25 protein-coding genes are annotated in these 23,372 nt (G+C 36.1%); 7 read left to right on the forward strand and 18 right to left on the reverse strand.

Annotated elements, in window-relative coordinates:
- Positions 1–59 precede the first annotated feature (59 nt).
- Positions 60–638, forward strand: coding sequence for a Fe-S biogenesis protein NfuA (gene nfuA / locus IE155_RS14015; protein ID WP_189378985.1), 579 nt, complete (start codon positions 60–62; stop codon positions 636–638).
- 61 nt (positions 639–699) lie between these two features.
- Here nfuA and IE155_RS14020 read toward each other — a convergent pair whose 3' ends face one another.
- Positions 700–2,040 (reverse strand): MATE family efflux transporter, encoded by a 1,341-nt coding sequence (locus IE155_RS14020; RefSeq protein ID WP_189378877.1) that lies wholly within the window; start codon positions 2,038–2,040, stop codon positions 700–702.
- A gap of 87 nt (positions 2,041–2,127) precedes the next feature.
- On the opposite strand from IE155_RS14020, the gene IE155_RS14025 reads away from it, so the two are divergent.
- Positions 2,128–3,186 (forward strand): polysaccharide deacetylase family protein, encoded by a 1,059-nt coding sequence (locus tag IE155_RS14025; protein WP_189378878.1) that lies wholly within the window; start codon positions 2,128–2,130, stop codon positions 3,184–3,186.
- Here the strand turns inward: IE155_RS14025 and IE155_RS14030 are convergent.
- The 5 genes from IE155_RS14030 to IE155_RS14050 are packed head-to-tail and all read right to left on the reverse strand — an operon-like array spanning position 3,183 to position 7,094.
- Complete coding sequence (locus IE155_RS14030; protein WP_189378879.1) at positions 3,183–3,815, reverse strand: SCO family protein; 633 nt, start codon at positions 3,813–3,815, stop codon at positions 3,183–3,185. The two genes, IE155_RS14025 and IE155_RS14030, sit on opposite strands and share 4 nt — an antisense overlap.
- A gap of 23 nt (positions 3,816–3,838) precedes the next feature.
- A complete protein-coding gene (cyoE, locus tag IE155_RS14035) occupies positions 3,839–4,753 on the reverse strand; it encodes a heme o synthase (protein WP_189378880.1) in 915 nt (304 codons plus the stop codon).
- 8 nt (positions 4,754–4,761) lie between these two features.
- Positions 4,762–5,769: a COX15/CtaA family protein gene (locus IE155_RS14040; RefSeq protein WP_189378881.1), complete on the reverse strand. Its 1,008-nt coding sequence runs from the start codon at positions 5,767–5,769 to the stop codon at positions 4,762–4,764.
- A 1-nt stretch (position 5,770) separates the two neighbouring features.
- The gene (locus IE155_RS14045) at positions 5,771–6,331 is read right to left on the reverse strand and encodes a redox-active disulfide-containing membrane protein (protein WP_189378882.1); all 561 of its coding nucleotides are present in this window, start codon (positions 6,329–6,331) and stop codon (positions 5,771–5,773) included.
- A gap of 1 nt (position 6,332) precedes the next feature.
- Positions 6,333–7,094, reverse strand: a complete 762-nt coding sequence (locus IE155_RS14050; protein WP_189378883.1) for an SURF1 family protein — start codon at positions 7,092–7,094, stop codon at positions 6,333–6,335.
- Between the two features lie 40 nt (positions 7,095–7,134).
- Here IE155_RS14050 and IE155_RS14055 point away from each other — a divergent pair, with 40 nt between their 5' ends.
- On the forward strand, positions 7,135–7,344 hold the full coding sequence (locus tag IE155_RS14055) for a DUF2909 domain-containing protein (RefSeq protein WP_189378884.1): 210 nt from the start codon (positions 7,135–7,137) through the stop codon (positions 7,342–7,344).
- A gap of 55 nt (positions 7,345–7,399) precedes the next feature.
- Here IE155_RS14055 and IE155_RS14060 read toward each other — a convergent pair whose 3' ends face one another.
- The 6 genes from IE155_RS14060 to IE155_RS14085 form a co-directional block, all read right to left on the reverse strand.
- Positions 7,400–8,284 carry a cytochrome c oxidase subunit 3 gene (locus IE155_RS14060; RefSeq protein ID WP_189378885.1) on the reverse strand — a complete coding sequence of 295 codons (885 nt, stop codon included), beginning with the start codon at positions 8,282–8,284 and terminating at the stop codon, positions 7,400–7,402.
- A gap of 27 nt (positions 8,285–8,311) precedes the next feature.
- The gene (locus IE155_RS14065; RefSeq protein WP_189378886.1) at positions 8,312–8,890 is read right to left on the reverse strand and encodes a cytochrome c oxidase assembly protein; all 579 of its coding nucleotides are present in this window, start codon (positions 8,888–8,890) and stop codon (positions 8,312–8,314) included.
- 11 nt (positions 8,891–8,901) lie between these two features.
- Positions 8,902–10,491 (reverse strand): cytochrome c oxidase subunit I, encoded by a 1,590-nt coding sequence (ctaD, locus tag IE155_RS14070; RefSeq protein WP_189378887.1) that lies wholly within the window; start codon positions 10,489–10,491, stop codon positions 8,902–8,904.
- A 12-nt stretch (positions 10,492–10,503) separates the two neighbouring features.
- Positions 10,504–12,021, reverse strand: coding sequence for a cytochrome c oxidase subunit II (coxB, locus tag IE155_RS14075; RefSeq protein ID WP_189378986.1), 1,518 nt, complete (start codon positions 12,019–12,021; stop codon positions 10,504–10,506).
- Between the two features lie 575 nt (positions 12,022–12,596).
- Positions 12,597–13,220 (reverse strand): transcriptional repressor LexA, encoded by a 624-nt coding sequence (gene lexA, locus IE155_RS14080; RefSeq protein ID WP_189378888.1) that lies wholly within the window; start codon positions 13,218–13,220, stop codon positions 12,597–12,599.
- 108 nt (positions 13,221–13,328) lie between these two features.
- Positions 13,329–14,201, reverse strand: coding sequence for a DMT family transporter (locus tag IE155_RS14085; RefSeq protein ID WP_189378889.1), 873 nt, complete (start codon positions 14,199–14,201; stop codon positions 13,329–13,331).
- Between the two features lie 270 nt (positions 14,202–14,471).
- Between IE155_RS14085 and IE155_RS18000 the strand changes: the two genes are divergently transcribed.
- The gene (locus tag IE155_RS18000) at positions 14,472–15,263 is read left to right on the forward strand and encodes a PEP-CTERM sorting domain-containing protein (protein WP_229817331.1); all 792 of its coding nucleotides are present in this window, start codon (positions 14,472–14,474) and stop codon (positions 15,261–15,263) included.
- Positions 15,264–15,372: 109 nt separating this feature from the next.
- Entirely contained in the window at positions 15,373–15,936 is a 564-nt protein-coding gene (locus tag IE155_RS14095; protein ID WP_189378890.1) for a paraquat-inducible protein A, read from the forward strand.
- 75 nt (positions 15,937–16,011) lie between these two features.
- Here IE155_RS14095 and IE155_RS14100 read toward each other — a convergent pair whose 3' ends face one another.
- Positions 16,012–16,407, reverse strand: a complete 396-nt coding sequence (locus IE155_RS14100; RefSeq protein ID WP_189378891.1) for an NYN domain-containing protein — start codon at positions 16,405–16,407, stop codon at positions 16,012–16,014.
- 236 nt (positions 16,408–16,643) lie between these two features.
- Here IE155_RS14100 and plsB point away from each other — a divergent pair, with 236 nt between their 5' ends.
- Positions 16,644–19,085, forward strand: a complete 2,442-nt coding sequence (gene plsB, locus IE155_RS14105) for a glycerol-3-phosphate 1-O-acyltransferase PlsB (RefSeq protein ID WP_189378892.1) — start codon at positions 16,644–16,646, stop codon at positions 19,083–19,085.
- Between the two features lie 16 nt (positions 19,086–19,101).
- Here the strand turns inward: plsB and ubiA are convergent, their stop codons facing one another.
- Together ubiA and IE155_RS14115 are read right to left on the reverse strand one after the other, a co-directional pair.
- Entirely contained in the window at positions 19,102–19,968 is an 867-nt protein-coding gene (ubiA, locus tag IE155_RS14110) for a 4-hydroxybenzoate octaprenyltransferase (protein ID WP_189378893.1), read from the reverse strand.
- Entirely contained in the window at positions 19,968–20,537 is a 570-nt protein-coding gene (locus tag IE155_RS14115) for a chorismate--pyruvate lyase family protein (protein ID WP_189378894.1), read from the reverse strand. The genes ubiA and IE155_RS14115 overlap by 1 nt, the downstream gene beginning before the upstream one ends.
- Positions 20,538–20,711: 174 nt before the next feature.
- On the opposite strand from IE155_RS14115, the gene IE155_RS14120 reads away from it, so the two are divergent.
- Positions 20,712–21,101 (forward strand): flagellar basal body-associated FliL family protein, encoded by a 390-nt coding sequence (locus IE155_RS14120; RefSeq protein ID WP_189378895.1) that lies wholly within the window; start codon positions 20,712–20,714, stop codon positions 21,099–21,101.
- Between the two features lie 56 nt (positions 21,102–21,157).
- Here the strand turns inward: IE155_RS14120 and glpG are convergent, their stop codons facing one another.
- Genes glpG through tdh form a run of 3 tightly spaced genes read right to left on the reverse strand, consistent with a single transcriptional unit; the run spans position 21,158 to position 23,369 of the window.
- The gene (gene glpG / locus IE155_RS14125) at positions 21,158–22,015 is read right to left on the reverse strand and encodes a rhomboid family intramembrane serine protease GlpG (protein WP_189378896.1); all 858 of its coding nucleotides are present in this window, start codon (positions 22,013–22,015) and stop codon (positions 21,158–21,160) included.
- On the reverse strand, positions 22,015–22,341 hold the full coding sequence (gene glpE / locus IE155_RS14130; protein WP_189378897.1) for a thiosulfate sulfurtransferase GlpE: 327 nt from the start codon (positions 22,339–22,341) through the stop codon (positions 22,015–22,017). Before glpE ends, glpG begins: the two co-directional genes overlap by 1 nt.
- Positions 22,341–23,369, reverse strand: a complete 1,029-nt coding sequence (gene tdh, locus IE155_RS14135) for an L-threonine 3-dehydrogenase (RefSeq protein ID WP_189378898.1) — start codon at positions 23,367–23,369, stop codon at positions 22,341–22,343. The genes glpE and tdh overlap by 1 nt, the downstream gene beginning before the upstream one ends.
- Between the last annotated feature and the right edge of the window lie 3 nt (positions 23,370–23,372).

Genomic DNA, 23,372 nt, shown 5'->3' on the forward strand with positions numbered 1-23,372 from the left:
TTACCTGACTAATTTAGTCGGGTATAATGTTTATTTTCAAAGAGAGCGAACCAAGCACTATGATTACTATTTCAGAAACAGCTCAAGCCCATTTTGTAAAATTGTTATCTCAACAAGCTGAAGGCACTAGCATTCGCGTTTTTGTTGTAAACCCAGGAACCGCATCGGCTGAGTGTGGTGTATCATACTGCCCTGCAGATGCTGTTGAAGAAGATGATATTGCCATACCTTTTGAACACTTCTCGGCCTATGTTGATGCTGATAGTAAACCTTTTCTTGAAGAAGCTGAGATTGATTTCACCTCTGACCAAATGGGCTCGCAGCTCACATTAAAAGCACCAAATGCTAAATTGAAAAAAGTAGCGGATGATGCTCCATTGTTTGACCGCGTAGACTACTTTCTAAAAACAGAAGTAAACCCACAGTTAGCTGGACATGGTGGTGAATGTACTCTCATGGATATTACGGAAGATGGTTTTGCCATTTTACAGTTTGGCGGCGGATGCAATGGCTGTAGCCAAATAGACGTAACAGTTAAAGATGGTATAGAAAAGCAGTTGCTAGAAACAATGGCAGGTGAAATTAAAGGCGTGCGTGATATGACAGAGCATGAGCGCGGTGAACACTCATATTATTAAGACTGCCCTACTATAAAATTGAAAGCCAAATTAGCATAATTTGGCTTTTTCGTTATTGCCCTTAGCTAGATTTTTTTGTCCATATATTAAAGTAGAAGTGCCAAGCTAAGCCTGTTCCTCTTAGTAGCATTAAAATAAAAAATGCACCCCAAAGCCCCTGATTTTCAAAATCTTTTAGCATAAACCACGCGGGATAAAAGCCTAAAAGTGTTGCCACTATCATGCTATTACGCATAGTTTTAGCTTGCATTAAACCAATATAAATCCCGTCTAATAAGTAACTCCAACATGCAACTAAAGGTAAAGCAACAATCCATAATAAATAACTATTTGCTAAAGTTACTACACTTTCTATATTAGAAATTAAACCGATAAACTTATCTCCAAATATTAAAAAGATTATGCTATAAATAATTGCAAATATTATTGTCCATAAAGTTGAAACTAGCGTTGCCTGTTTTAGCTGACTTTGTTGATTTCTACCACTAGCATTACCCACCATAACTTCTGCTGCGTTAGCTATACCATCTAAACCAAAAGAAATTAGAAGCAGAAAGTTCATAAGAATAGCATTAGCGGCTACAACATCATCGCCTAATCTTGCTCCTTGAAAAGTGATAAAAATAAAACATGACTGTAATAACAGTGTTCTTATCATAATGTCACGGTTAAGTTTAAAATAACCAGATAATGCAGCTTTATTAAATATCTCTTTGGTGCTAACTATTCGCCATTTTTCATGTTTTAGGCGAGTATTCATACCGGTTAAGAATATAATTAAACAACCAACAAAAAGTCCTATATATTCTGCGATCAAAGTTGCCCAAGCGACACCTTTAACTTGCCAGCCAAACCCCCAAACAAATAATAGATCTAAACCAAGGTTGGTTAAGTTAGTAATGATTAAAATCCACATTACCGCTTTAGCTCGATGGTTACCAAGTAACCAACCTAGTATGACTAAATTTGCTATAGCAGCAGGAAGCCCAAAAATACGTATTTCACTATATTCTTTCGCATAAAACTGTACTTCTGGAGAGCCTCCTGCAAAATAAATAGTTGCATTAAGGTAAGGCCCTTGAAATAAAATAAGGGTAAGACCAATCATTATCGCAACAACTATACCGCGCAATAGGACTAATTGGCTTTCTTTAGCTGAACTCTTACCATAGGCTTGTGCCGCAAGCCCTGTTGTCGACATGCGTAAGAAACCTGAAAACCAAATTATAAAAGTAATAACCATTGCACCCACAGTGCTACCACCAAGAAAATACGAATGTTCTAAATGCCCAATTACCGCTGTATCAACCAAACCCAATAAGGGCACAGTAATATTTGATAAGATCATGGGAATTGCTAAAGAAAATAATTGTTTATGGGGTAAATTTCTCAATGACTTCAATTAAATCTGCCCTTACATTGAATAATGATTAAATAAAAATAGCGAACACTGTATTATAGGTTTACTACATTGCTAAAGGATAGGGATATGATACATACAATTAAGTTAACGGCAGTTTTATTATTACTAACCGTATCAAAATTGGCCTTTGCGGCTGTAATTCTTCAATATCATCATGTAAGTAATGACACGCCTGAAAGTACAAGCATTTCACCGTTACAATTTGAAGCTCATATGCAATATTTAGCGGATAACGACTTTACCGTGGTGTCATTGTCTGAGCTTATGAATACCATAATGAAACAACAACCACTAAAAGACAAAATGGTAGCGATTACTTTTGATGATGCATACTTAGATATTCTCACTCAAGGGAAACCTATTCTCGACAAATTCAATTACCCTTTTACCATTTTCATTAACCCGAATATTGTTGAACGAAACCCTAATGGCTACTTGAGTTGGCAACAATTAAAAGACATGGCCGATGATGGTGTTATTATTGCTAATCACGGATTAGAACACGATTCTTTAGCACGTATAGTACATAACTCCACTGACAAAAATTGGCGCGATAAGCTCACAGACGACTTATTAAGCTCAGAAAAAATTATAGAAGAGAAAACTGGACAGAGTTGGCGCTATTTTGCGTATCCTTATGGTGAATTTACACCTGAAATACAATCTTGGTTAATGGAGAATAACTTTATTGCTTTTAGTCAACAAAGCGGTGCTGTTAGTTTAGCAACTGATTTAACCAACGTTCCTCGTTTTCCGGCTTCAAAACCCTATGACAAAATAGCAAGCTTGCGAGATAAACTTTACTCATTACCTTTCATGCTATCGTTAGATAGCCAAAATGCTCAAACTATATACCCACAAAACACATTAAAGTCTGTCTCATTTAATATAGTAATAGATGACTTTCATAAGTCACAACTCAATTGCTATGTATCAGGTTTAGGGAAACAAAAAGTTGAGTGGCAAAGTGATAAAAGTTTTACCATCAACTTTAGCCAACCTTTATCTACAGGAAGAATTCGCTGTAATTGTACAGCACCTAGCATTAGTCAGCCTGGTCGCTACTATTGGTATTCAAAACCTTGGTTTATTTTAACCGAAGACAGCCAGTGGTACCCTCTTTAGTCAGTATATAATTTAACTATTTTTGTAAAGTCGCTCACTAACTGACTGCCATCTACGCTTGGCACTTGACCCAACTCATGTTGCGGTTTAAAAATTGCCGCAATTTTGCCTTTTGGATTTAGCAGAACAATAGAGCCACTATGATCAACTAAATAACTATCTTCACTTGAGTCATCAGCAATGGCATACATTAAGCCTAGATTACGGGCAAATGGATACAATACATCATGACCAGCCGTCACTGCTTGAAATTTAGCATTAAAATACGCAATATATTGGGCTAATTTCTCTTGTGTATCTCGTTTAGGATCAACAGACACCAAAACCACTTGACTACTTGGTGCTATAGCCTCAAGGTCATCATAAATAAAATTTAATTCCTGTAACGTTGTAGGACAAACATCTGGACATGATGTATACCCAAAAAACATCCACGACCAGCGACCTTCTAAATTTTTATTCGAAAAATTATTACCATGATGATCAACTAACGAAAAAGGTTGAATCTCTCTTGCTTGTTGGTAATAAAGTGCAAACTCTGGTTGCTGTAATGTTGAAGTTGACTTAAAAACAAAAAGACCACTTGTTAACGCGACCACTGCAACAATCACTATTAATAATTTATTCATACTAATATTAAATTTTGACCTTGTTAATGTATAGGAAGTAGATAATGATCAAGTAATAGCACTATAAATAACGCCATTAAATGAATAATAGAAAATTTAAACGTATCCATTGCAGTATTCTCATCTGCATTAAATTTTAATTTCCATGCATATACAAAGAAACCTAAATTTAATACTACGGCTCCCACCAAGTAGAGCCAGTTGCTCATTCCAACTAAGTAAGGCAATAGTCCTACAATAAATAGCAAAATGGTATAGAGTAATATTTGAGTTTTAGTAAAATTAACGCCATGCGTAACAGGTAGCATCGGAATATTTACTTTAGCATAATCATCTTTTCTATGAATAGCTAACGCCCAAAAATGGGGGGGTGTCCAAGTAAAAATTAACAGTACTAGCAATAATGCATTAGGATGAATTTCATTTGTCATGGCCGTCCATCCGAGAAGCGGCGGAATAGCGCCAGCTAAACCACCAATGGTTATATTTTGTGGCGTTGCCCGCTTTAAATACATTGTATAAATAAAGCCATAACCCACTAAACCAGCCAAAGTTAACCAAGCTGTTAACGGATTAACTAAGCTATACAGCATTGCAAAACCTAAAATCGCAAGTAGAGCAGCAAAAGTAATGGCATTTTTAGTAGTTAAACGACCATTAGGAATGGGACGATGGTGGGTTCGCCCCATAATACTGTCAATACGTTCATCACAAATATGATTTATAGCTGCGGCCGCTGAAGACAACATACCAATCCCCAACATTGCAGGAATTAGCAACTGCCATGGAATAGCACCAGGTACTGAAAGACACATACCAACGAGTGCCGTTAACACTAATAAAGCAACAACCCGAGGCTTAGTTATTTCATAATAGTCACGCCAACTTGTTTGTAAAACAGTATCGTTTGCAAGCTCTTGTGCTGATGTGTTACTCATAATGCCTCCTATGTTTTTCTTGCTAAACTATACGTTAATGCAATCAACATTAACATTAAGCCCGCCGCTACAATATTATGACTCACAGCAATTGCTAACGGCAGTGAAAATACAATATTACTAATACCCAAACCGACTTGTGCTATTAAAAAGACTACAACAGCAACTGCCATATTTTTAAAAAACAGCGTTTCTGCCTTGAGAAATATACTAAGTGTAAGCCACAATAAATATAATGTTGTTATGATTGCTCCAATTCGATGCACTACATGAATAGTAATTCGTTCATCATGTTCAAAATGACCAAATTCATAACTATTTCGTTGAGGAGGAATAGGATCAAATGATTCTTCAAAATTTAACTCTTCTATCCAATTACCTTGGCAAATAGGTAGTTCTACGCACACTAAAGCTGCGTAATTCGAAGATGTCCATCCCCCTAAAGCGATTTGTACTGTTAGAATTATAATACCTAAAACACCAAAACGCGTATAACGCCTAATTCGAATATCTCCACCAGGCACCCGATATGGTTCAAGCCGCAAATAAAGCAAAAATAGCAAGCACAAAGTAGTGAATCCGCCAAGTAAATGCCCCATAACAACTATAGGCATTAACATTAAGGTTACCGTCCACATCCCTAAAAGTGCTTGAAAAATGACAACTAAAAGAATAAGTATGGGTAAGAAAACAGGCGTACCTTCTTTCCTATTTTTAATCGATAAAAAGGTGATTGCTAAAATAAATAACCCAAGGGCACCCGCAAAGTACCTATGAATCATTTCGTTCCAGGCTTTTTCAGTATCAACAGGCCGATCAGGAAAAGCTTGCTGTGCCTTTTCTATTTGCTCTGTCGTTTTCGGTACATCCAACATACCATAACAACCTGGCCAGTCAGGACAACCTAAACCAGCATGGGTAAGTCGCGTATATGCACCTAAACTAACTACAATAATAGCTAAAAATATACTTACTAAAACTAATAGTTTGAGGTTCTTTTTTTTATCATCTCTCATACTAGCCAATCCTTGAATATTTTAATAATTTTTTCATGTCTGCAATAATTGCGTTACCTAGTTGAGATACGTTCTCTGCCTCTGTAGGTAATTTATAAGACAATACTACATTACTTAAAGGATCAATAATTATCAGTTGCGGCTTATCTAGGTTTTGTTTCGCTTTCTCAGGTAATGTTTGTGATTGCCACTTTGAATGATGCATAGATTGACGCATTTTGTCAGTAATTGCAGTTTGTGTAAGAGCAACAGGTAATACTCGGGGGATTTCTTTGCCTAAAAGAACATAAGCATTATTAATAGTAAGTAAAGTGCTCTCACATAAATCATCGCATTGCTCTGGAAGGTTAACCAGCATTAACCATTTATGATTAAATTCATCAGCTTTTAGCCCCAAGTCAGCTAAAGTAAGATGATTATTTACCAACTCACCTTGGTTAGTCACTCCATAATCAAACCAACGATTATCTAGTGCTAATTTGGCTAATATCACGGGTACTAAAAATACACCAATGACGAGTAATAAATATTGTCGAGATTTTGTCAACTTCAAATCAGACATGTTACCCCTTTTTATTATTGTTTTTATTATCATAACGAGCCCAGTAAAGACTCGCATAAATCATTAATACTAGCCAAGCTATCGCCAAACTAAACCATTGAAATGCATATCCTCGGTGCTTTTCAGGCGGCATAACTATCGGTTGCCAATTTTTTTCAAAACCTATCACTTCTGTTTTATCTAAGTAAACAACAAAGGGCAATAACTTTTGATTAATAATGTGTGAGAATTTATTTAACTCAATTTGTTGTACTCTCAATGGCCAACTCACTTCATTAAACGTTTCTTCACTTAGGACAATACCATTATCTACAATACGTATGTGACCTTTAATAGAGTACTCTCCAGTCAATGCTTTGATATTCGGTAATATATTGCGATCTTTTGAACCTTGAACCCAACCTAAATTCACCAACACACTCTTATCGTTAAACTTCAACACTTGTAACACTCTATAACCTAATCGGCCTTTATATGTTTGGTTATCATGTAAAAATATAAATCGCTCATCAAAGCGACCCGTTAACTGTAGTGGTATATCATTAATATCTTGTAATTTATTCATGACCTGTTGAAATGAGTCAAAACTAAGTGCTTCTTGAGTTTTATAAGACGCAATGCTGGCTAAACGCTGCTCTTTTTCATGCGCTCTTTCACTTTGCCATAATCCGAGCTTGATTAATCCAGCAAAGACAAGCAAAGTAAAAATAACCATAAGCCAGTTTAATTGGCTAATATAAAAACGTATTACAGCTAACTTCATATATTACCGAATAACATTAAAACTATAAAAAGAGAGAGTTATGATCATTAAAATAATTATTGTTGGATTACTTGCTTTTATGATTTACAACTTATTTAGGGCGTTAGTTTTAATGAATAAAAACGATCCTAACCAACCAAGTATGTCTAAATTTATCGGTCGAAGAGTTATGACTTCTGTCTTTATTGTTGTGTTATTACTTATCGGAATTTTAACCGGAGTGATTACACCTAATCCCAAACCTTTTTAATAAAAATAGCTCTACCGAAGCAGAGCTATCGATCTTATTTTTACTTCGCTATTACTTATAAAATATAAACAAATACAAATAAAAGCACCCAAACAACATCAACAAAATGCCAATACCAGCTTGTTGCTTGGAAAGCAAAATGACTTTTAGGAGTAAAGTGGCCTTTAAAAACACGCACAAGCATAACAAACAGCATAATGGTGCCTAATGTGACATGCATACCATGAAAGCCCGTCAACAAATAAAAGGTATTACCGTAGATACCACTTGTTAAATAAAGCTTCATTTCATCAGCATAGGCATGGGCATACTCTAAACCTTGGCAATATAAAAATACCACACCTAATAAAACCGTTAACCCCAACCAAAATTTAAGTTGACCTCTATTATCTTTTTCTAAGGCAATATGTGCAAGGTGTGCTGTTACAGAAGAAGTCAAAAGCAAAATAGTATTAATTAATGGTAAGCCATACCAGCCCATTCCTGTAGTTTCAGTACCGTCTGGTGTTTTTATCAAAGGCCAGGTAGCACTAAAGTCTGGCCATAATACCTCTCCTGTCATTGCATTATTGCCTGCACCATCTAACCAAGGTATTGAAAATGTTCTAGCGTAAAGCAATGCCCCAAAAAAAGCGGCAAAAAACATAACTTCTGAAAAGATAAACCAACTCATTCCTTGTCTAAAAGAGTTATCCATTTGCCCGCTATATTTACCGGACATAGATTCATTAATAACATTATTGAACCAACCAAACATCATATAAACTACCATAGCAATACCGGCAATTAAGATATAACCACCATAGCCTGATTGTTCATTCTTAAGTTCAGTCACATAGTTTGCAGCACCCACTGCAATTAAAAATAAAGCAACGGCTCCGATAATTGGCCAGTGACTTTGAGCGGGTACATAATAATTTTCATATTCTTTTGTTGTCATAACTTCCCCCTGTGTTGAAGTAAAAACCTAAGATGCAACCTTGCCAGTGATATCGTATAACGTGTATGACAATGTAATTGTCGACACATCTTCTGGTAACTCAGTATCAACATAAAATTGTAATGCCATTTCAATATCATCCTGAGCTTTTAATGGTTGATGGTTAAAACAAAAACACTCTATTTTTTGAAAATAAATAGCGGCTTGACCAGGAGAAACTGATGGGACAGCTTGACCTACAATGTCATTTTGCGATTCATTCTTTGCATAAAATTTAACGAGTTTCATTTCACCAGGATGGACTTTTATTTCATTTATCATAGGTTCGAACAGCCAAGGGATCCCTTGCGCTGTTCTACTGATAAATTGCACAGTAATCACACGACTTTTATCAATACCATTTTCATTTATCGTTGCCGCGGTAGTTGCTGTTTTTCCATTTAATCCTGTTATGTCACAAAACACATCATATAAAGGTACTAAAGCAAAACCAAAGCCAAACATAGCAAAAACAATAAGAACCAGCTTTTTAACTGTTTTAGTTTTCGCCTTAGCTTGTTCATCTTGACTAATTTCTACATCATCTTGATTTTTTTTAGTACTCATATAACCCCCTATTAATCAATTTTAGGTGGTTTTTCAAAGGTATGGTATGGCGCAGGACTTGGCACAGTCCATTCTAATCCTTCTGCTCCATCCCAAGGTTTAGCTTCAGCTTTTTCTCCGCCGCGAATACATTTAATTACAACCGCAAGGAAAATTAATTGTGATAAACCAAAGGCAAAACCACCTATACTCACCCATTTATTGAAATCAGCAAACTGTAATGCATAGTCAGGAATACGACGAGGCATACCAGCTAATCCTAAAAAGTGCATGGGGAAGAACAGGATATTAACTGAAATTAACGAACACCAAAAATGGGCCTTACTTAATTTGTCGCTATACATATTACCGGTCCATTTAGGTAGCCAATAATACGTCCCTGCATAAATAGAAAATAATGATCCCGTTACTAATACATAATGAAAGTGTGCAACAACAAAGTAGGTATCATGATATTGAAAATCTACCGGCGTTAGTGCCAACATTAGCCCTGAAAATCCACCAATCGTAAACAATATAACAAAGGCAATCGAAAACAGCATGGGGACTTCAAAGGTCATAGAACCACGCCACATTGTTGCTACCCAGTTAAATACTTTCACCCCTGTTGGAATTGCAATTAACATCGTACAGTACATAAAGAATAGCTCGCCAAAAAGCGGCATCCCTGTAGTAAACATATGATGTGCCCATACAATAAATGATAGGAAGGCAATTGAAGCCGTTGCATATACCATTGAGCTATAACCAAATAGGCGTTTACGGGCAAAGGCTGGAATAATAGTAGAAACAATACCAAAGGCAGGCAAAATCATAATATATACTTCAGGATGACCAAAGAACCAGAATATATGTTGGAACATAACAGGGTCACCACCACCTGCGGCATTAAAGAAACTCGTACCAAAATAGGTATCAGTCAATACCATAGTAACAACGCCTGCTAACACTGGCATAACAGCGATCAATAGATAAGCTGTTATGAAAAATGTCCACACAAACAATGGCATCTTCATGTACGTCATACCCGGCGCACGCATATTCATAATGGTAACAACAACGTTAATTGCCCCCATTATTGATGAAACACCCATAATATGTACGGCAAAAACAAAAAATGCTGTGCTTCCATTTGAATACGTTGTCGATAGCGGAGCGTAAAAAGTCCAACCGAAATTTGGAGCACCTGATTCCATAAAAAATGAAGCAAGTAATATTGAAAATGCAAAAGGCAAAATCCAAAAGCTCCAGTTATTCATTCTAGGCAACGCCATATCAGGCGCTCCTATCATCATTGGAATCATCCAGTTAGCAAAGCCAGTAAAGGCCGGCATAATAGCCCCAAATACCATGATCAAACCATGGACAGTAGTCAACTGATTGAAAAAGTCAGGCTCAATAAACTGTAATCCTGGTTGAAATAGTTCAACTCGGATCATCATTGCTAGTGCGCCACCAGTTAACAACATGATGAATGCGAACCATAAGTACATAGTACCAATATCTTTATGGTTGGTTGTAAATAACCAACGCTTTATCCCCGTCATTTTATGATCATGATGATCGTGCTCATGCGAGTCATGAATAGCTTCTGTAGTCATTATTCTTCCCCCCTACTTAGCACTTGCAGCATCAACGTCTGCGGGTTGTATTGTTTCACCAGAGTCATTACCCCAAGCATTTCGCTCATAGGTAATAACGGCTGCAATATCTGTTTTTGACAACGTAGCTTTAAAAGCTGCCATCGCTGGATTTTTCTTACTACCATTTAAAACCATATCAATATGCGCACTAACATCACCTTTAATAATAGGACTTCCAATTAAACTTGGAAAAGCGGGAGGTAAACCAGCTCCTGTAGGTTGGTGACAAGCGGCACAAGAGGAGTTGTAAACAGCTTCTCCTTTAGCCATTAACTCCGCTAAAGAATATGTTTTAGATAAATCCTCAGTTGTTTCTAGAGCAACTTCAGTAGCTAAATCATCAGCTCCCTGCTCAACAACTTCACTTTCAGCAGACGGCGTTGACTGACCAGAAGCCGCTTGAACATCGGCTGCTTGTACAACATCACCGGTGTTATTGCCCCAAGCATTACGTTCATAAGTAACAACTGCAGCGATTTCTTTCAAACTAAGCTGCTTGCCATATCCCTGCATACCAGTACCAGATCGGCCATTAACTACGATATTAATATGGTCATCAATACTTCCAGTTGTTGTAAAAGGAGTACCTTTAAGTGCAGGAAATGCCGGTGGTAAACCTAAACCTGTAGGTTGATGACATGCAGCGCAATAAGCGGTATAAGTTTGTTCACCAAGCTGCATTAATTCCTCTTTAGAGGCGGTTGCATTTAACGAGGCTGCTTCTGCTGCGGCAGCATCAGCTTTTAATTGATGCTGTTCTTCTAGCCATATCGCGTAATTTTCTTCCGATTTAACTTCAACCACTACAGGCATAAAACCATGATCTTTACCACAAAGCTCTGCACACTGCCCACGATAAATACCCGGTTTAGGCACTATTGCCCAAGCTTCATTAATAAACCCAGGGTTAGCATCTTGTTTTACTGCAAAATCAGGCACCCACCATGAATGGATAACATCATCAGAAGTAATTAAAAATCTGACTTTTTTGTTCGCAGGTATCACTAAATGTTTATCTACTTCTAGAAGATAATGTTCACCTTTTTCACTGGTTTCACCATTATGATTTTCATATTGTTCACGAGGGGTAGATAGAACGGAATAAAACTCTATATCTTGACCAAAGTATTTATAATGCCATTTCCACTGAGAGCCAGTGACTTGAATTGTTAGCTCTGAGTCTTCATTATTTTCCATGGAAATTAATGTTTTAGTTGCGGGTATCGCCATACCGATCAAAATAAAAATAGGAACAACTGTCCAAATAATTTCAACCTTAGTACTTTCATGAAAAGTCGCAGCTTTAGCTCCTTTTGATTTGCGATGAAAAATCATTGACCAAATCATAGCTCCAAAAACTACTACACCAATTGCCGTACAGATATATAGTGCGGTCATATGTAAACCATACACTTCGTTACTTATATCTGTTACACCTTTGGTAAGGTTTAACTGTTTTTCTGCCCAAGCCATACTAGGGAGTAACATTCCTAGTAACAGCCAACTCAGGTTACGTCTTTTCACACGACATCTCCTTCACCCCTTTAGTCTACAAAAAACATTGATTAAGAGTTCGACTTAGCTCTAAAACATCTGTTTTTGTTATTTGTTTTATTGTTATTTTATGATGATTTTTTAACCAAGTTAAAATTCATCTTTTTATTATCATTGATTGATTTCTGTTCTAGAATTACTTAAAAGTTGATCTAGGTCAAATCAAAAATTATTAAAGGTTTTATAAAAAACCTAATAACAACAATAGAGTACAAACTCTAAACGAGTAAAGGTCTTATTTTACATGGCTTACGTCAATTGTTTATCTTTTGTGCAATTACTCTAATAAATAAAAATTAGAATAAAATAATTACTGAATGTTTTTTAATCTATTACTTTAATACAGCAATTTTTCTAATTTAATTCAAAAGCTTTGTTACAGACAAATAGAGAACGAGCTTTAATAAGGTCCGATATTAAAAAAAGATGAGCATACGACTTTTAATTTATTAGACAAATAAAAGAAAAGCCGCAGGGAATAGGCATGTTTAGTGTTTTTTTCTTGGTAATTACATCCAATCCGCAGATCGAATCACACCAACAGCAATACCTTCTACGTTAAACTGCTGTGTAGCTAAATCAACTTTAATTGGTGAAAAATCAGAGTTTTCCGCATGTAAGTAAACAATATTTCCTTCACGTTTAAATCGCTTCACAGTTACATCATCTTCAACACGTGCAACAATTACTTGGCCATTTTGTACATCAGTAGTTTGATGAACCGCTAATAAATCACCATCAAGAATACCAATATCTTTCATACTTTCGCCATTGACCCTTAAAAGGTAATTCGCTACCGGATGAAATAAATTCCCATCAATTTTATAATGATCTTCAACATGTTCTTGCGCAAGAATTGGTTCACCTGCAGCAACTCGACCTATTAAAGGTAACCCAGCTTCTTCTGCAAAAGTTTCAGCTAAACGAATACCACGTGAAGTACCTGGCAACATTTCTATATAGCCTTTTTTAGCCAAGGCTTTTAAATGTTCTTCTGCAGCATTCGCTGATTTAAAGCCGAAAAAGTTAGCTATTTCAGCCCGCGTTGGCGGCATTCCCGTGTCAGATATAGTTTCTTTTATTAAGTCAAAGATTTGTTGCTGTCTTGTTGTTAAAGGACGTAGCTCTGTCATAGTTATTGCTTTAGTTGCTCTAGATGATACTGTTATTGTATACAGACTGTTAATAAACACAAGTACTATATTTACTACAAGGTGTATACCCTAAACTTAACTATAAAACTACTTTGATGGTTGCTTATCTTTAGCAAAAATAACGAGGCCAATACCGCCTAAAACGAGTATTGACGATAAAATCAACCTAATAGTTAAAGATTCAGCGACAATGAAAACACCGCCTATTGCAGCTATAACTGGAACAGTCAATTGTAAAACAGCAGCTTGAGTTGTAGCTAAATATGGCAACACTTGATACCAAATAGCGTAACCAATACCAGATGTTACAACCCCTGAAATAATAGCTAATAATATGCCTTGATTAGTTACTTCAATTTGCTCGAAAGTGAATAAAAATAATACGACGACAAAGGGCAATGTTCGAACAAAATTATAGCAAGTATCAACTAAGGGACGATCACTCCCTTTACCAATAAGAGTATAAAGACCCCAAGTAATACCCGAAATAGCCATAAGTATCGCACCTATGAAACTAGGTTGAGACATTAATGGATATACCAAATAAACAAAACCACAAAAAGCAATGATAATACCTAGCCACTCTCCTACAAAAATTTTTTCTCCCTTAACGATGGAAACACACATAATAGTAAGTTGAACCGCACCAAATAAAATCAATGCCCCTGTTGCTGTATCTAATGAGATGTAACCATAAGACAGAGTACATGCATAAATAAATAGTGTAACTCCACCTGACCAAGATCCCTTTTTAGTGTTTAAATTACCTGCTCCCATATACACTAAAATTAGTAACGCAATAGCTCCAGACATTAAACGAATTGAAGTGTAACTGGCCGGATCTATTAATTGACTTTCTAGTGCTAAACGACACAGAACAGAATTGGCAGCAAAGGTGCATAAAGCAATAGTAGTTAAACAGGCTATTTTTAATGTTGATGGTTCATTTATGGAATTCATGCTTCAGTTTTAATTAATAAATTCAATTTATAGTGTTATACAGCATTCCCAGATCAGTAAACACTGAATTAATACCTGTAATGCGAATTTTATTTTCAACTGTCAGGTTTATTTACAACATATTAATTAGCCTCATTATAAAAAAATTAACCTACTGTAATTATTGGTATTTATTTATCGGTATGAAAATTGCTCAACTACATTATAAGTAACTTGTTCACGTATTAGGTTGCCCTTAGAAAATTAATAAATATAAATCTGGAGCAAAATATGACATTCAAACAAACATTCAAAACATTATTAGCTTGTGTTGCGTTAAGCTTTTCAGTCAACTCAACAGCTAACATCATTGATTTTGAAACCTTTAAAATTCGTAATAATAACGGGACGACAACAAGCCCTTACGATGCAGACTTAGAAATCACTGAAAATACAGCTGGTGATGGCTTCCACGCAATAACACCTCGTAGCGGCCAAAAAGTAGGATACGGTACTAACGCTTTTGATGGAATGCAAATCAACCAGTTTAATACGGTTAATTGGTCTACTGACAGTAATGCTACAGGCGCTCACCCTTATTTGAACATGTGGGTGACCGACGGTTCAAATTATGCTGTTATCTCTTCAGAAAACACTTATATGGGCACAGACTTTCAAACTAGACAGCAGTGGAAAATATTCGAATTTGATAATACTGTAAGTTTAGATTGGTTATTTGATTCAGGTACTGGAAGCCGAAGTAGTCAATACTTACAAAGAAACGGAACTAACGTTTCATTAGCTGATTTTTCTAATGATATTAAATTATATTCTGGTCCTGTTGGCGCTACTCCTGGTGTAGGTAGCGGTGCTCCACGCGGTGGCTTCGGATTTAATGTAATATTTGGTGATACTGCCGCTAACTTCACCCAAGGAGCAGGCTATTTCATCGAGAACTTAACTGTCTCTGTTGGGCAGACTGATTATGAAGCCGGTAATACAGCAACCGTACCAGAACCTTCTACACTAGCTATTTTTGCATTAAGTCTGCTAGGGTTGACCGCTAGACGCATTAAAAAATAAGATTAAACGTTATTGAAAAGCACCAAGCAGTTTGGTGCTTTTTTTTGTTTATAACTTTTGTAAAGCCATTTAAAATATATTAATTAAAACTTTGTTGGATTTACTTCTGTTGACTAAACATATTGGATTTTTTTTAAATATTGTTGCCATAGGGCTATTTATTCCAGGTATATTGCTACCTATGTTTTCATTAGATATGAATATGCTTGCTGGTATTGGCACATCGCAGTTAAGCACAAATATCATCAATAAAGAACTTTCATTGCTCGGCACTATAAGCGAACTTTGGCAAGATCAACGTATTTTAGTCGCAATACTTATTTTTATATTTTCTGTCATAATTCCCATAATTAAGAGTTTTTTATTAATCATTGCCTACCTAAAAAAACATACTCGGCTTGAAAAAAAATTAATTAGTTTTGTCGGAGCTATTGGTAAATGGTCAATGGCCGATGTTTTTATTATTGCCATATTTCTAGCCGTATTATCAACAAACCACGATGAAACAACAGCTGAACATAAACTCAACCTATTTGGTTTTAATATCAACTTACAAATGAGTAGTGAAACATTGTCATCTGTTGGGCAAGGCTTTTATTATTTTGCGGGTTACTGTTTAGTTTCACTGTTAGCATGCCAAATCGCCCAATGTGGACTATCAAAGAAAAAATAAAGAAAACACTTTAATTGCCCAGCCTTTGGTCTCTGATTAAACAACGGGCAATTAAATTGTGAACTAAGAGACAATTTAAAGTAAAAATTCTTCATTGATTTCGGTAAAGTTATCAACAGAATTAATTAACGATTGAGCCGTTAATTGATGAACACCATAAACATGAGTTTCAACACAAAATTTATTGCGGACTTTATCCATTAACATATCAAAATCACCTTTAGCTGAGCCATCACTCCGTTGGATAAAAGGTTTCAGCTTTACATTAAAACCAATATGCTTTAATGCTTTTTGAAACTTATGTTGTTGATCATCATTACTACGCGCTATCGCGTAAGCATTAGCAATAACGATATCTCCTTGTTGGCTGATATCTCGCCAAAATTGACGATAGTTGAATTGCTTAGAAAAACGATCACGAGTGGTATAATAAATATTCTGGACATCTACAAAAATTGCAATTTTAGTCATAATTAGGCGGTATTCATTTGAACAGTAATAAGGCTGACAACATAGCATATTTTACCTTTCGTATGCTGATAACGTTTTTAATTATAGTTGCCTATTCGTTCTCTTTTAACCAAACACTTCCTGAACTTCATCAACTCAGCTAAAATAAGCGATATAATTAAAAAATGTTAAGCTATACGCAATAGATGCGGGTAACACAAACTATATAACGCCCCTAATAACACTGAGCCGACAGAATGTTCCTTTTAAGAAAATTATTTTATTTTTTATTAACTCTTCCAATTCGTTTTTTAGTTAAATGTAAAATTGTTAAAGATGAACATTTAGATACAGATGGATACTCTAATAAAAATCCTATTTTTTATATTTTAAGGCATCAATCTGCTAGTGATTTATTGTCATTACAAAAAGCATGTAAGTCTTTAAACCTTCCTGATCCTTTAGCTAAAGTTAACATTAACGGGCAATATTTTTGCCGGACTCTCTGTTTAGAAAAACCAACACCTTTATTTAAATGGCGAAAGGCAGGTCAAACAAGCGCACTAATGGAAGGCACAGAAATACTCAAACAACATCAAATAGACTCTAAGATACACGCTCAATTAGTACCTGTTAATATTGTTTGGGGGCGAAAACCAAATAAAGAAAAACGAAATGCTAATGTAGGAACCATTCTAGCCGACCAAGAATCTCCAACGTGGCTGAGAAAACTATTTATTGTTTTATTTTTAGGGCGTAATACTATGGTTAGGTTTAGCGAAGGTGTTTCTTTTCGTTATATGGCTGATAAATACGGTACTAGCACTAAAACATCGAAAAAACTCTTACGTGTTGCGCGTTTTCATTTTTATCGCCAAACAATTGCCGCGACAGGGCCTCGTTTAATGCATCGCCAGCAAATGTTTAAAACTTTATTAGCGAATCCCTCAATAAAAAAACTACTTGAAGATGAATCTCAAGGCGATAAAAAACAATATATAAAAGTAAAAAAGCAAGCGTTATCGATTATGGATGAAATAGCCGGTGACTATCGGGAGTCTATGATACGTGTTGGCGAACGCATATTACATTGGCTTTGGTATAAAATTTATAATGGTATAGAAGTTAGCAATGCAAAAACGCTCCGTGACTTAGCTGATGAAGGGCATGAAATTATCTATGTACCATGCCATCGAAGCCACATGGACTACCTTTTGTTGACTTATATCATTTATCAACAAGGATTAGTAACTCCTCGCATTGCAGCAGGTATCAATCTAAATTTCTGGCCTGCCGGACCAATTTTTAGAAAGGCTGGGGCATTTTTTATCCGACGCAGTTTTCGAGGGAATCGTTTATATTCCACCATTTTTCGTGAATACCTAGGTTTACTTTTTGAAAAAGGCTATTCAGTTAAGTTTTATTCTGAAGGTGGGCGTAGCCGTACGGGTAAACTACTTGCTCCTAAAACAGGAATGCTCGCTATGAGTATTCAAAGCCTATTACGAGGTATTGATCGACCACTCACCTTAGTCCCTGTTTATTTAGGTTACGAACATGTAATGGAAGTAGGCACCTATCATAAAGAACTCAGTGGCAGTCAAAAAAAGAATGAATCAATATTAGGTGTATTTAAAGCGATTAAAAATCTACGAAATTACGGTAAAGGTTACGTTAATTTTGGTGAACCAATTAATATCAATCAATTCCTTAATCAACAGGTCCCAGATTGGAAAAAAGATATCGATCCGATTGATCCACAAAAACCAAATTGGTTAACTCCTAAGGTAAACCTACTTGCTGATCAAGTTATGATAGCCATTAACAAATGTGCTGCACTTAATGGTGTATCATTAATTGCTTTAATACTTCACGCAACAAAAAATAAAGCAATGTCACGCAATGAACTTGCAACTCAATTAGACTTTTTTTTAGCTATCCAAAAGCTAGCACCTTACAGCGAACAAATGACAATACCTTTGTGTAGTGGCGCTAAACTCTTAGATGATGTTATTGCGTTAGATAAAGTTGATATTAATCAGGATAGTTTTGGTGAAATAATCTCTCTTTCTGAATCAGCCATTTTAGAAATGCGCTATTATCGGAATAATATTCTTCATACCTTTATGCTACCAGCATTAGTATGTCGGGTACTCCAATGTAATACTAAGGTTAATATTGACACCCTCACTCAAGAAGTCCAACGTTTTATTAGTGTATTAAAAAATGATCTTTTTTTATGGCAAACTGAAGAAATGATTGAACAGCAAGTACATGCTATTATTTCAGTATTAGCACAAATGAACATTATTAAAGGCTCGAAAGCAGGATTTTGGTCAATTGTTAATAACGATGATAACAAAGCTAAAATTGCTTTATTAAGTGAGTGTGCCAATGAATCACTCCAACGACTTCATATTATTTGCTCTTTAGTTAAACGCCTATCACCTATTGGTAAGTCAGAGCTAGAAGAAAAAGTAGTTTCAATTGCTAAGCGCTTATCTGTTCTTAACAATATTAATGCTCCAGAATTTATTGATAAAAAAGCTCAAGCATCGTTAATTCAAACAATGAAGAATGAACAGTTTATTGGTGTAGACGATGAAGGGAAATTGATATCAAATAGCACATTGGATCTGCTTAAAAAATCTACAGCAAACTTGATTGATATCAGTGTATTACAGAGTGTTGCTCGATAAGTTAATGGTAATTAAATTATAAGTATTCAACCCAAATACCAAGAAAAATTACCAATCCAACCCAATGGTTATTTAAAAAAGCACGAAAGCAGGCTTCTCTTTGCCGATTAACAATCAGCATTTGTTGATAACAAAAAAAGCCTGCAGCAATAACAACGCTTAATTGAAATGGCCAACCAAATGCCATCAAATCTCCTACAGTTAACAATAATGCTAACGTGAATAATTGGAGTAAACCAACTATACGCTTGTCATGTTGGCCAAATAATATCGCTGTAGATTTAACGCCTATATTAACATCATCATCTCGATCAACCATGGCATAAATAGTATCGTAAGCAACAGTCCACAGAAGATTTGCGACAAATAATAACCATGCTTCTATGGGTATCTCTCCCTGACCTTCAGCAAAAGCCATAATCATTCCCCAGCTAAAAGCTGCCCCTAAGACCACTTGGGGTAAATGCGTATAACGCTTCATGAAAGGGTAACTAGCAGCCAAAAATAATGCCACTAAAGATAAATAAATACTAAACCACGATAATGTAAAAACCAAAGCACAGGCACAGCCGATAAGAAAACCAAAAAGGCTTAGAGCTTGCTGGCTTGTCATGAGTCCACTGACTAATGGACGCATTTCGGTGCGTTTAACTTTTCCATCAACATGCCTATCGGCATAATCATTTATTACGCAACCAGCACTTCTCATAATCCATACGCCTAGTGAAAAAACTATCAAGAGATGAAAGCTAGGCAAACCATCAGATGCAATCCATAATGCCCAAAATGTAGGCCACAACAATAAATAAGTACCAATGGGTTTATCAATCCGGGTAATTTGCTTTATTGCTTTCCAGCTTCCAAACAAAGCGTCTGCTGTCATTAGTTAATATCCTTGTTATATGCAAAAGCGCCAGGTAAAAAAACTTCAGCAACCATTAATGGTTTATCCCCTAACAAAAATACCGAACGACGACCCCAAAGCTCATTTTGTTGCCCAAGTGAAAAAGATAACGCTAGTTTAAATACCGAACTTTCCTCTGTAAAACTTGCTACCTCAATATCTTTACGGCATAGATCTGGTGAATTAAATAAAACTTGTCCTAATGATTGTTCACCTAATTGGGCCAATTGACGTTCTGACCCAGTTAAAGTTCTCAATGGGATTAAGCTTCGTGCAAAAACTTGTGGAATATCATCACAAAGTAAAAGCACTTCTCGTACTAATACTTGCTCTCCTTCATAAATATCAGCATTAGCTTCTTTAGGATGACAAGCTTCAATCTGTTGACCTAATAATTTAACACGAAAATATTGGCAGTGGTTTTTCAAACGAGCAGTTAACGAATTTGCATCAAGCAACCAATTCAATAAGCGATGATCTAATGTCACACTTGCGGCATTTCGCCATTGAGCATGCAGATTTACAGGAAAAAGTGAATGATGATGCATATTGTTTTTTGATAATATTAGTACTAAATAACGGGCAATATCATATCAGCTTTTAGCAAGTAGTGTTGAACTTTCCTTTAAACTCTCCTTGATAATTTAGGTGATAAGTTTCGCATTATCTCAATTTCAGGTTATGATAAATGTATGTATAAATTGCTTTATCAATAGAGCCCAATGAAAAGATTATTACTGCTACTCTCTTCCATACTAATGCTAGTTATTTCTAATAAAGCTTTATCAGCAGATTATGCTTATTTCGGTTTTGAACCAGAAATAATTACTAATTATGTCGCTGTTAAGAAGAAAATGGGATATGTCAGACTAACAGTAGAACTTATGATTGAGGAATCAACTAACTACGAAGTCGTAGAGCACCATGCTCCGCTATTGCGTGATGCTATTATTAATATTATTGGGCAACAGCCCGAAGCTAAAATAAAATCAATTAATGGCCGATTTGAAATTCAAAAACTATGCGAAGAAAAAGTTAAGAGTATTCTTCAAAAAGAAACCGGTAAACCGCTTATTAAAAAGTTACTCTTCACTCAGTGGCTTGATAATTAGTAGTTAAAAAACGAAGGATATTATTTTAAACATATCCTTCGGCTTCCACTAAAACTTTAGCTCACACGCTTGATTTTAAAACGCCACCAAGCTAAAAAACAGCCACTAATTAGTCCTAATAGATGGGCAGTATTTGCCATATTCACAGGCATAAAGTCTGTATAGCCTAATAATAACCAAATAAGCAAAAAACCCACAATGGGTTTTGACAAAGATAAACCTTTATCTGGCGCTAACCAACCAGCCCACCACGCATAACCAACTAAAGCATATACAACACCAGATAAGCCACCAAAGTTTGGACCGGACACAAGAAATTGACCTAAATTGGATAAGATTGCCGATAAAAAGAACAACTGAATTAGTTCTCCTTTTCCGAATATCTTTTCAATACTGCCTCCTATCTGCCACCACCACATTGTATTAAAAACAATATGCAGCCATGAAAAATGAAATAATGCAGGTCCAACTAATCGCCAAGGTTCCGTAAATAAAACGTCAATGTCATTATTCGTTGTATAAAAGCGCAGCCATTCAAATATACTCGCATGCCAACCTAATAGACTTAATATAAATACCAACCAACAAGTAGAAAATACAAGTAAAGTAACGACACCCGCATGCTTTAAAAACTGTTGTGTGAACGTATTAGCAGGTACACCACCATGAATTTCAGTTACTTGCGCATTATCCCATGCCGCTTGCTGATATTTAGGGTGGTCAGGTTGTTGAATAAACTCTTCAAATAAAATCCTCGCTTGCCCTAAATAATATCCGTTGACTAAAACAACAAACCTGCCGTTAGTCGCTTTAACTTCAGCCGTAATCGATTGACTAACCAAATAATTACAAAAAAGCAGAGCTATATTATGCTGCCCTACTTCGACAAGGGGCTCTAAAGATGAAGATTCCATTAGTTTTCCGTGGTATCAGGATACAACATAGACCATTGTGTAAAACCACCATCAAGAGAATAGACATCGGTGAAGTCTTGACTTAATAAGAACTGTGCGGCTTGTTGACTTGAAATCCCATGATAACAACAGACAACTGTAGGCGCGTCAAAATCAGCATCACGTAAAAAATCTGGCAATGATTCGTTTGTTAAATGAATTGCACCTGGAATATGACCATGCTCGAAAGAAGCTTGATCACGAATATCAAGCACTACATAGTTACTGCTTTCAATATCTTGAGCTAATTCATGACATTGCATATGTTTAAATGTTTCACTAGCCATTAACTTTCCCAATCTAAGATTACTTTACCTGATTGCCCTGAGCGCATAATATCAAAGCCTTGCTGAAAGTCATTCACTGAAAGACGATGCGTGATCATTGGAGTTATATCCAACCCAGATTGAATTAAGCTCGCCATTTTATACCAAGTCTCAAACATTTCTCGACCATAAATGCCCTTAATTGTTAGTCCCTTAAATATAATTTGGCTCCAATCAATTGCCATTTCGTTACCTGGAATTCCTAACATAGCAATTTTACCGCCATTATTCATATTTTTTAGCATATCGGTAAATGCAACTGGAATACCTGACATTTCGAGACCTACATCAAAGCCTTCTGTCATACCAAGTTCAGCCATAACATCGGTCAATTTTTCTTTGCTGACATCAACGGCTCGAGTTGCTCCCATTTTTTTAGCTAGATCAAGCCTATATTCATTGATATCAGTAATGACTACATGGCGAGCGCCTACATGCTTTGCCACAGCTGCGGCCATAATGCCAATTGGTCCTGCTCCTGTGATCAATACATCTTCACCCACTAAATCAAATGACAAAGCGGTATGCACTGCATTTCCAAAAGGATCAAATATAGCCGCTAAGTCATCAGAAATTTCATCGGGTAATTTAAATGCGTTGTATGCTGGGATGACTAAATATTCAGCAAAAGCTCCTGAACGGTCTACGCCAACACCTACAGTATTACGACATAAGTGAGTGCGTCCACCACGACAATTGCGGCAATGTCCACAAGTAATATGACCTTCGCCAGAAACGCGATCACCAATGGCAAAGCCTTTAACTTCTTGGCCCATATCAACCACTTCACCTGAGTATTCATGGCCAACTACCATAGGCACAGGAATTGTTTTTTGTGACCATTCATCCCAGTTATAAATATGAATATCTGTACCACATATCGCGGTTTTCTTTATTTTAATAAGTAAATCGTTATGACCCATTTCCGGCTTAGCCGTTTCAGTCATCCAAATACCTGGTTCTGCTTTTAATTTAGCTAAAGACTTCATATT

Origin of the sequence: Thalassotalea profundi (genome assembly GCF_014653195.1) — a bacterium.
Lineage (GTDB): Bacteria > Pseudomonadota > Gammaproteobacteria > Enterobacterales > Alteromonadaceae > Thalassotalea_B > Thalassotalea_B profundi.

Excerpts from the sequence above, each read along its gene's own strand:
- lexA (WP_189378888.1), bottom strand. The coding sequence starts at position 13,220 with ATGACAGAGCTACGTCCTTTAACAACAAGACAGCAACAAATCTTTGAC.
- IE155_RS14065 (WP_189378886.1), bottom strand. The coding sequence starts at position 8,890 with ATGAGTACTAAAAAAAATCAAGATGATGTAGAAATTAGTCAAGATGAA.
- ubiA (WP_189378893.1), bottom strand. The coding sequence starts at position 19,968 with ATGACAGCAGACGCTTTGTTTGGAAGCTGGAAAGCAATAAAGCAAATT.
- cyoE (WP_189378880.1), bottom strand. The coding sequence starts at position 4,753 with ATGAGTAACACATCAGCACAAGAGCTTGCAAACGATACTGTTTTACAA.
- IE155_RS14030 (WP_189378879.1), bottom strand. The coding sequence starts at position 3,815 with ATGAATAAATTATTAATAGTGATTGTTGCAGTGGTCGCGTTAACAAGT.
- IE155_RS18000 (WP_229817331.1), top strand. The coding sequence starts at position 14,472 with ATGACATTCAAACAAACATTCAAAACATTATTAGCTTGTGTTGCGTTA.
- plsB (WP_189378892.1), top strand. The coding sequence starts at position 16,644 with ATGTTCCTTTTAAGAAAATTATTTTATTTTTTATTAACTCTTCCAATT.
- IE155_RS14025 (WP_189378878.1), top strand. The coding sequence starts at position 2,128 with ATGATACATACAATTAAGTTAACGGCAGTTTTATTATTACTAACCGTA.
- nfuA (WP_189378985.1), top strand. The coding sequence starts at position 60 with ATGATTACTATTTCAGAAACAGCTCAAGCCCATTTTGTAAAATTGTTA.
- IE155_RS14120 (WP_189378895.1), top strand. The coding sequence starts at position 20,712 with ATGAAAAGATTATTACTGCTACTCTCTTCCATACTAATGCTAGTTATT.
- IE155_RS14085 (WP_189378889.1), bottom strand. The coding sequence starts at position 14,201 with ATGAATTCCATAAATGAACCATCAACATTAAAAATAGCCTGTTTAACT.
- IE155_RS14045 (WP_189378882.1), bottom strand. The coding sequence starts at position 6,331 with ATGTCTGATTTGAAGTTGACAAAATCTCGACAATATTTATTACTCGTC.
- IE155_RS14040 (WP_189378881.1), bottom strand. The coding sequence starts at position 5,769 with ATGAGAGATGATAAAAAAAAGAACCTCAAACTATTAGTTTTAGTAAGT.
- glpG (WP_189378896.1), bottom strand. The coding sequence starts at position 22,015 with ATGGAATCTTCATCTTTAGAGCCCCTTGTCGAAGTAGGGCAGCATAAT.
- IE155_RS14050 (WP_189378883.1), bottom strand. The coding sequence starts at position 7,094 with ATGAAGTTAGCTGTAATACGTTTTTATATTAGCCAATTAAACTGGCTT.
- tdh (WP_189378898.1), bottom strand. The coding sequence starts at position 23,369 with ATGAAGTCTTTAGCTAAATTAAAAGCAGAACCAGGTATTTGGATGACT.
- glpE (WP_189378897.1), bottom strand. The coding sequence starts at position 22,341 with ATGGCTAGTGAAACATTTAAACATATGCAATGTCATGAATTAGCTCAA.
- IE155_RS14055 (WP_189378884.1), top strand. The coding sequence starts at position 7,135 with ATGATCATTAAAATAATTATTGTTGGATTACTTGCTTTTATGATTTAC.
- ctaD (WP_189378887.1), bottom strand. The coding sequence starts at position 10,491 with ATGACTACAGAAGCTATTCATGACTCGCATGAGCACGATCATCATGAT.
- IE155_RS14060 (WP_189378885.1), bottom strand. The coding sequence starts at position 8,284 with ATGACAACAAAAGAATATGAAAATTATTATGTACCCGCTCAAAGTCAC.
- IE155_RS14100 (WP_189378891.1), bottom strand. The coding sequence starts at position 16,407 with ATGACTAAAATTGCAATTTTTGTAGATGTCCAGAATATTTATTATACC.
- IE155_RS14115 (WP_189378894.1), bottom strand. The coding sequence starts at position 20,537 with ATGCATCATCATTCACTTTTTCCTGTAAATCTGCATGCTCAATGGCGA.
- coxB (WP_189378986.1), bottom strand. The coding sequence starts at position 12,021 with ATGTTACTCCCTAGTATGGCTTGGGCAGAAAAACAGTTAAACCTTACC.